At 70.3% G+C, this 4,164-nt stretch carries 5 protein-coding genes; 3 read left to right on the top strand and 2 right to left on the bottom strand.

The window, feature by feature from the left end; all coding sequences use genetic code 11:
• Positions 1–633 (top strand): TSUP family transporter (locus VIP82_RS06950; protein ID WP_331907003.1); only part of this gene is annotated, 633 nt, incomplete at its 5' end.
• A 9-nt stretch (positions 634–642) separates the two neighbouring features.
• Here VIP82_RS06950 and VIP82_RS06945 read toward each other — a convergent pair.
• A complete protein-coding gene (locus tag VIP82_RS06945; protein WP_331907001.1) occupies positions 643–1,302 on the bottom strand; it encodes a GNAT family N-acetyltransferase in 660 nt (219 codons plus the stop codon).
• Positions 1,303–1,444: 142 nt separating this feature from the next.
• Here VIP82_RS06945 and VIP82_RS06940 point away from each other — a divergent pair, with 142 nt between their 5' ends.
• Positions 1,445–1,666, top strand: coding sequence for a hypothetical protein (locus tag VIP82_RS06940; protein ID WP_331906999.1), 222 nt, complete (start codon positions 1,445–1,447; stop codon positions 1,664–1,666).
• 166 nt (positions 1,667–1,832) lie between these two features.
• Entirely contained in the window at positions 1,833–3,701 is a 1,869-nt protein-coding gene (locus VIP82_RS06935) for an alkyl/aryl-sulfatase (RefSeq protein ID WP_331906997.1), read from the top strand.
• A 90-nt stretch (positions 3,702–3,791) separates the two neighbouring features.
• On the opposite strand, the gene VIP82_RS06930 is transcribed toward VIP82_RS06935, so the two are convergent.
• Positions 3,792–4,164: adenylosuccinate synthetase (locus VIP82_RS06930; RefSeq protein ID WP_331906995.1), on the bottom strand; the 373-nt coding region annotated here is incomplete at its 5' end.

The following is a 4,164-nucleotide window of genomic DNA, read 5'->3' as shown; positions in this document are numbered from 1 at the left end:
CCGTTCGACGGCGTCGTGCTCGTGAACCTCTGCGCCGTGCTCTCCTCGCTCCTCATCCTGCCGAGGGTGTGGAAGCTCGTCGACTGGACCAGGTTCGGATGGCTCGTCGTTCCGGCGCTCGTCGGCACCGTCGTCGGCGCGCTCGTCGCCGCACGACTGCCGGGGCCGGTGCTCCAGCTCGGTGTCGGCGTGCTCGTCGTCGTGGCGCTCACGGTGTCGCTCCTCGTCACCCGCACCGACCACGTCGCGACGGGTCGCAGTCCAGCGATCATCGCCGGCGCGGCATCCGGGTTCATGAACGCCTCGGCCGGCGTCGGCGGACCGGCGCTCAGCGTCTACGCGGTCGCAACGCGCTGGCCGCAGGCGGGCTTCGCCGCCACGGCCCAGCCCTACTTCGTCGTCATCGGGGTGGCCTCACTCGTCGGCAAGCTCGGCGCGACCGGCTGGGTGCTGCCCGAGCTCGAACCCGGCGCCTGGCCCCTCGTCATCGGCGCGCTGCTCGTCGGCCTCGGCCTCGGAGAGCTCCTGCACAAGCGCATCCCCCACCACGCGGCGCGCATCGCCGTGATCGTGATCGCCTACGCCGGCGGAGTCGCCGCGATGGTCGACGGCGCGTTGGAGCTCTGGGGCTAGCCGCGCCGGCTAGCCGCGCCGGGGCTCGCCGCGCTCCCGCACCACGACGGGCTGGTCGCCGAGCGCGGCCAGTCGTGCCGTGAGACGGGCACGCACCTCGGGCCACTCGTCGATGATGACGGAGTACACGGCGCTGTCGCGCCAGCTGCCGTCGGCCCGGGGCTTGTGCCGCCGCATGATTCCGTCGAGCTGCGCGCCGAGCTTCTCGATGGCCGCCCGCGAACGAGCGTTGTTGGCGTCGGCCTGGATCTTCACCCGACCGAACCCGCTGCGGAACGCGAGGTCGAGCAGCAGCAGCTTGGCCTCGGGGTTGACCGCCGTGCCCCAGACGCCCGGGTCGTAGGCCGTCCAGCCGATGTGCGCCGACTCGTTCGGCAGGTCGAAGTCGGCGAGCTTCGTGGCGCCGACCACGCGACCGTCGTCGGGGCCTCCGCGCAGGCGCACGGTCCACGGCATCGCCGCCTCGCCGGCCGAGTAGTACGCACGTGCGAACGCGTCGTACGCCGCGAAGTCGGCCGGCTGCCCGGCCGGGCCGCCGCCGTAACCGCCCGCGTAGACCTCGGGTCGGCAGAGCGCCCGGTGCAGCTCGGGGATGTCGGCGACATCGAACGGGCTGAGGCGGATGAATCGGCCGACCAGGTCGGCCGCGGCAGGGCGCGTTGCGGTCACCGTTCGAGTGTGCCACGCCCCGATGACGGGCAGGTGACCGGTCGTCGACGATCCGGTCGCCCGGGGTCGCAGCCCTTCCCTTCGACCCGGGCCGCCCCTACGATGACGAAAGCACGACCACGACGAACGGAAGGTGGGGGCCATGGGTTCTCTGGACGACATCACGAAGAAGGCGCAAGACTTCATCGAGGACAACAAGGACAAGATCGCCGACGCGCTCGACAGCGAGCAGGCGGAGGACATCAGCGACAAGCTGCTCGACGGCGTCACCGAAGCCGCCAAGAAGGTGCTGCCCGAAGAGCACCACGACAAGATCGACGGCGTTCGCGAGAACATCGACGGGGCCGTCGGCACCGAGAAGTAGCGCGACGTTCAGACCTATGAAGGGGGCGGATGCCACGGGCATCCGCCCCCTTCGTCGTCTCCGGAACCTCGAACCCGCCCGCCATGGCGCGTTCCCTTGCAGCGGGTCGGCGCGGTTGCCACGATGGCAGAGGGCGATCGCGCCCGCGAAGGGGGAACTTCATTCCATGGACCACAAGCCGGCCACGAACACCATCCGGGCACAGCAGGCGGCGGCGCTCGCGCAGCTGCCGTTCGACGACACGCGCGACTTCGATGACGCGGATCGCGGATTCATCGCGGCGCTCGAGCCCGGGGTCGTGCGAAGCGACGCCGGCGACATCGTGTGGGACAACGACAGCTACGCCTTCCTCGAGGGAGGTGCGCCCGACACGGTGCATCCGAGCCTCTGGCGGCAGTCGCAGCTCGTCGCGCGACAGGGCCTCTACGAGGTCGTCGAGGGCGTCTACCAGCTGCGCGGCATCGACCTCTCGAACATGACGATCGTCGAGAGCGACACGGGCATCATCGTGATCGACCCGCTGATCTCGACCGAGACCGCCGCGGCCGCCATCGCGCTGTACCGCGCGAACCGCGGCGACCGCAAGGTCGTCGCCGTCATCCACACGCACTCGCACGTCGATCACTTCGGCGGCGTCTTCGGCGTGACCTCGCAGGCCGAGGTCGACGCCGGCACGGTGCAGATCATCGCCCCCGAGGGCTTCGTCGAGCACGCCGTCGCCGAGAACGTCTACGCCGGAACGGCCATGGCCAGGCGCGCCGGCTACATGTACGGTGCGGCGCTCGAGCGCGGGCCGCAGGGCGCCGTGGGCGCCGGCCTCGGCCAGACCACGTCGACCGGTGTCATCGGCATGATCGTGCCGACGCTCGAGATCACGACGACGGGCGAGACGCACACCGTCGACGGCGTGGAGATCGAGTTCCAGATGGCGCCCGGCACCGAAGCGCCATCCGAGATGCACTTCTACTTCCCGCGCTACCGCGCACTCTGCATGGCCGAGAACGCGACGCACAACCTGCACAACCTGCTGACGCTCCGCGGTGCCGTCGTGCGCGATCCGCACGTGTGGTCGCAGTACCTCACCGAGGCGATCACGCGCTACGCCGATCGCACCGACGCCGTCTTCGCCTCGCACCACTGGCCGACCTGGGGCCGCGAGAACATCGTCGAGTTCCTGTCGGTGCAGCGCGACCTCTACGCCTACCTGCACGACCAGACGTTGCGGCTCGTCAACAGCGGCTACACCGCCGCCGAGGCCGCCGAGAACTTCGTGATGCCGCCGGCGCTCGAGCGGGCGTGGCACACGCGTGGCTACTACGGCTCGGTGAGCCACAACGTCAAGGCGATCGTGCAGCGTTACCTCGGCTGGTTCGACGGCAACCCGGCGCGCCTCTGGCCGCACCCGCCCGCCGCGATCGCGACGCGCTACGTCGACGCGATCGGCGGCATCGACCGGGTGGTCGAGCTCGCACAGGCCGCGTTCGACACCGGCGACTTCCGCTGGGCGGCGACCCTGCTCGACCACGCCGTCTTCGTCGACGAGCACCACGACGCCGCCCGGGCGCTGTACGCCGACACGCTCGAGCAGCTGGCCTACGGCTCGGAGAACGGCACGTGGCGCAACTTCTTCCTCTCCGGAGCGACGGAGCTGCGCGTCGGCAACTTCGGCACCCCGACGAAGACCAGCGCCCCCTCGATGCTCGCTCAGCTGAGCCCCGAGCAGCTGCTCGACGCGATCGCGATCAAGATCGACGGCCCGAAGGCGTGGGATCTCGACCTGACGTTCGCGATCGTGCTCACCGACCTCGATCGCCGGTTCCGGATCACGCTCCGCAACGGCGTGCTGATCTACCTCGAGGATGGCGCGGGTGACGTCGAGCTGACCCTCAGCCTCACGAAGGGCCGCCTCTTGGCACTCCTCGGCGGCGACTCCACGTCGGCCGGCGTCGCGATCGAGGGCGACGCCTCGGTGCTCGAGCGCCTGCTCGGGGTCATCGACCCGGGCGACGAGGCGTTCGCCATCGTCACGCCGTAAACACGGCAGACAGAGGGAAGGGGGCGGATGTCACGGACATCCGCCCCCTTCGTCGTCGGTGCCGAACGAGCCCGCCTGGGCAGGCGGCCGTCAGCCGAGCAGGTCGTGCAGGGTGACGATCTCGTCGCGCCCGGGGCCGACGCCGATGGCCGAGATGCGGGAACCGCTCATGGCCTCGAGTTCGCGCACGTACGACTGCGCGTTCGCGGGCAGGTCGGCGAACTCGCGAGCACCGGAGATGTCCTCATTCCAGCCGGGGAACTCCTCGTAGATCGGCTTCGCGTGGTGGAAGTCGGACTGCGAGACCGGCACCTCGTCGAAGCGCTCGCCGTCGACGTCGTACGCGACGGCGACGGGGATGCGTTCGATGCCCGTGAGCACGTCGAGCTTGGTCAGCACGAAGTCGGTGACGCCGTTGATGCGCGACGCGTACCGGGCGATGGGGGCGTCGTACCAGCCCGTG

The organism is Microbacterium sp., assembly GCF_036566905.1.
Classification (GTDB): domain Bacteria; phylum Actinomycetota; class Actinomycetes; order Actinomycetales; family Microbacteriaceae; genus Microbacterium.
This window is presented reverse-complemented; position numbering and strand designations above follow the sequence as displayed.

Excerpts from the sequence above, each read along its gene's own strand:
- VIP82_RS06940 (WP_331906999.1), top strand. The coding sequence starts at position 1,445 with ATGGGTTCTCTGGACGACATCACGAAGAAGGCGCAAGACTTCATCGAG.
- VIP82_RS06935 (WP_331906997.1), top strand. The coding sequence starts at position 1,833 with ATGGACCACAAGCCGGCCACGAACACCATCCGGGCACAGCAGGCGGCG.